Below are 2,301 nucleotides of genomic sequence, written 5' to 3' on the forward strand. Positions count from 1 at the left end.
GGGGAGCGGGTGCCTCGGAGAGGCCCTGCGGTGTGGCTGGAGGGCGGGCTCCTGGGCCCAGACATCCTGGAGCGCCTGGATCAGGAGGCGCTTCCAGGGCAGAAGCCTGCCGACTTCGGCTTCCCCGCCGGACGCTCGCTCACGGCTGAGATCGCCGCCGTCTACCGGGATGCCCGCGGCCTCTACGCCGTCTTCCGACAGGGCCTCGAGCGTCTCCCTGAAGGCGACCCCACCACGACCCTCACCCGCGAGCGGTGGGTCATCCCGTTCATGGGGCTGCTAGGTTACGAACTCCACTACAATCCTCGTTCCTACGAGCTGGGCGGCCAATCCTTCCCCATCTCCCATCGGGCTGGCGAGAATGAGGACGCCCCGCCTGTCCACATCGTGGGCGCCCGCCGGAGCCTGGACCGGGTGGACCCCTCGGGCCGGCCCCGGGTCTCCCCTCACGCGCTCCTGCAGGAGTTCCTGAACCGGTCGGATCACCTCTGGGGCATCGTCACGAACGGCCTCGAACTGCGGCTCCTGCGCAAGTCCACCCTCTTACGCCGCCAGGCCTACGTGGCCTTCGACCTGGAGGCCATCTTCGAAGAGGAGCGCTTCATCGACTTCGTCCTTCTCTACCGCCTCCTCCACCGGACCCGCCTTCCGAAGGGGATCGAGGATGCACCCACGTGCTGGCTCGAGCGTTACCACGAGCAGGCGGTGGAGCAGGGCAACCGCGCACGGGACCGCCTCCGGGACGGGGTCGAAAAGTGCTTGATCCTCCTCGCCAACGGATTTCTGCGCCATAGGCCCGCGACCGAGAGCGTGCGCGCGGAAGAGCTCTATCGAGACCTTCTGCGGCTGGTGTATCGGTTCCTTTTCCTGCTGGTGACCGAAGAGCGGGGCCTTCTCAGCGGAAATGACCTCTACCGGGAACACTACAGCATCACCCGCCTCAAGCGGCTCGTGGACCGGCGGGAGGCTTACACGAACCACGATGACCTGTGGTGCGGGCTCCGGGTCCTCTGGCACCTCCTGCGGGATTCGACGCCGGTGCCCCAGGCCGACGGCAAGCCCCTGGCGACCCTCCTGGGCCTCCCCGTGCTGGACGGCGGCCTCTTCGAACCGCTCGCCCTCGAGAGCTGGACCATCTCCAACCGAGATCTCCTCGAGGCCTTCCGGCACCTGGTCTACTACTACGACGAGGAGACACACACCCAGCGGCGGGTGAACTACGCGGCCCTGGACGTGGAGGAACTCGGCTCGGTCTACGAGAGCCTGCTGGACAACCACCCTGTCATCCTGGACCATCCTGCAGGCAAGACCTTCGACTTCGCGCGGGGGACGGAGCGCAAGTCTACGGGCTCCTACTACACCCCCGCAGAACTTGTCGGAGAGCTGATTCGCTCGGCACTCGAGCCCGTCATCGAAGAACGGCTTTCCGAGGCAAAGCGAATGGCGAATTGTGAATGGCGAATGGTGCCAAAAGCTATTCAGGAGCGATTTGTCCATGAAATCCTTCCACGACTATCGCGATCTGGAGGTGTGGCAAAAAGCCATGCAGGTCGTCAAGCAGGTCTACCTTCTGACCGAGGGGTTCCCTCCCTCGGAACTCTACGGTCTGACCAGCCAGATGCGCCGAGCGGCGATTTCGATCCCGGCCAACATCGCCGAGGGTTGGGGACGCCGTTACACGGCAGAGTTCATCCACTTTCTCCGCCAGGCCAATGGCAGTCGCACCGAGCTGGAGACCCTTCTGATGCTCAGCGTCGAGATCAACCTGTGCCCGCAGGAAGCCGCGCAAGCGATCCTGGAGGAGCTTCAGATACTGGGCAAGCAGCTCAACAACCTGGAACGCAGTCTCCAACGGAGAAGGAGATCGCCGTAGCCTGGCAATCAACCCCATTCGCCGTTCGCCATTCGCTATTTGCCGAACACGCTCTTCTGTCCATCCGCGTTCTCGACCCCGCCTGCGGCTCGGGTCACTTCCTGCTTGCGGCCGCCCGGCGCCTGGGCCGGGAACTCGCCCGCGTCCGCGCCGGTGAGGACGAGCCTTCTCCCGAGGCCCTGCGCGAGGCCGTGCGGGACGTCATCGCCCACTGCATCTACGGCGTGGACAAAAACCCCCTGGCCGTGGAGCTGTGCAAGGTCGCCCTGTGGATCGAAAGCCAGGTGCCGGGCAGACCCCTCACCTTCCTGGACCACCGCATCGGGTGCGGCGACTCGCTCGTGGGCGTCTTCGACCTCGAAGTCCTTCGGCAGGGGATCCCGGATGAGGCCTATGACCGGGACCGTTACATCTCCAGGACCCGGATC

3 protein-coding genes are annotated in these 2,301 nt (G+C 65.2%); 2 read left to right on the forward strand and 1 reads right to left on the reverse strand.

What is annotated here, in order from left to right; genetic code table 11:
- Positions 1 to 543: 543 nt before the first annotated feature.
- The gene (locus NW860_RS04340; protein ID WP_414512629.1) at positions 544 to 1,296 is read right to left on the reverse strand and encodes a hypothetical protein; all 753 of its coding nucleotides are present in this window, start codon (positions 1,294 to 1,296) and stop codon (positions 544 to 546) included.
- 247 nt (positions 1,297 to 1,543) lie between these two features.
- On the opposite strand from NW860_RS04340, the gene NW860_RS04345 reads away from it, so the two are divergent.
- Positions 1,544 to 1,873 (forward strand): four helix bundle protein, encoded by a 330-nt coding sequence (locus NW860_RS04345; RefSeq protein ID WP_414512633.1) that lies wholly within the window; start codon positions 1,544 to 1,546, stop codon positions 1,871 to 1,873.
- On the forward strand, positions 1,768 to 2,301 hold a 534-nt coding region (locus tag NW860_RS04350), incomplete at its 3' end, for a DNA methyltransferase (protein ID WP_414512631.1). The genes NW860_RS04345 and NW860_RS04350, both read left to right, overlap by 106 nt.

This window comes from Synechococcus sp. F70.1, from assembly GCF_047502745.1.
In the GTDB taxonomy this organism is placed as follows: Bacteria; Cyanobacteriota; Cyanobacteriia; order Thermostichales; family Thermostichaceae; genus Thermostichus.

Excerpts from the sequence above, each read along its gene's own strand:
- NW860_RS04340 (WP_414512629.1), bottom strand. The coding sequence starts at position 1,296 with ATGGTCCAGGATGACAGGGTGGTTGTCCAGCAGGCTCTCGTAGACCGA.
- NW860_RS04345 (WP_414512633.1), top strand. The coding sequence starts at position 1,544 with ATGCAGGTCGTCAAGCAGGTCTACCTTCTGACCGAGGGGTTCCCTCCC.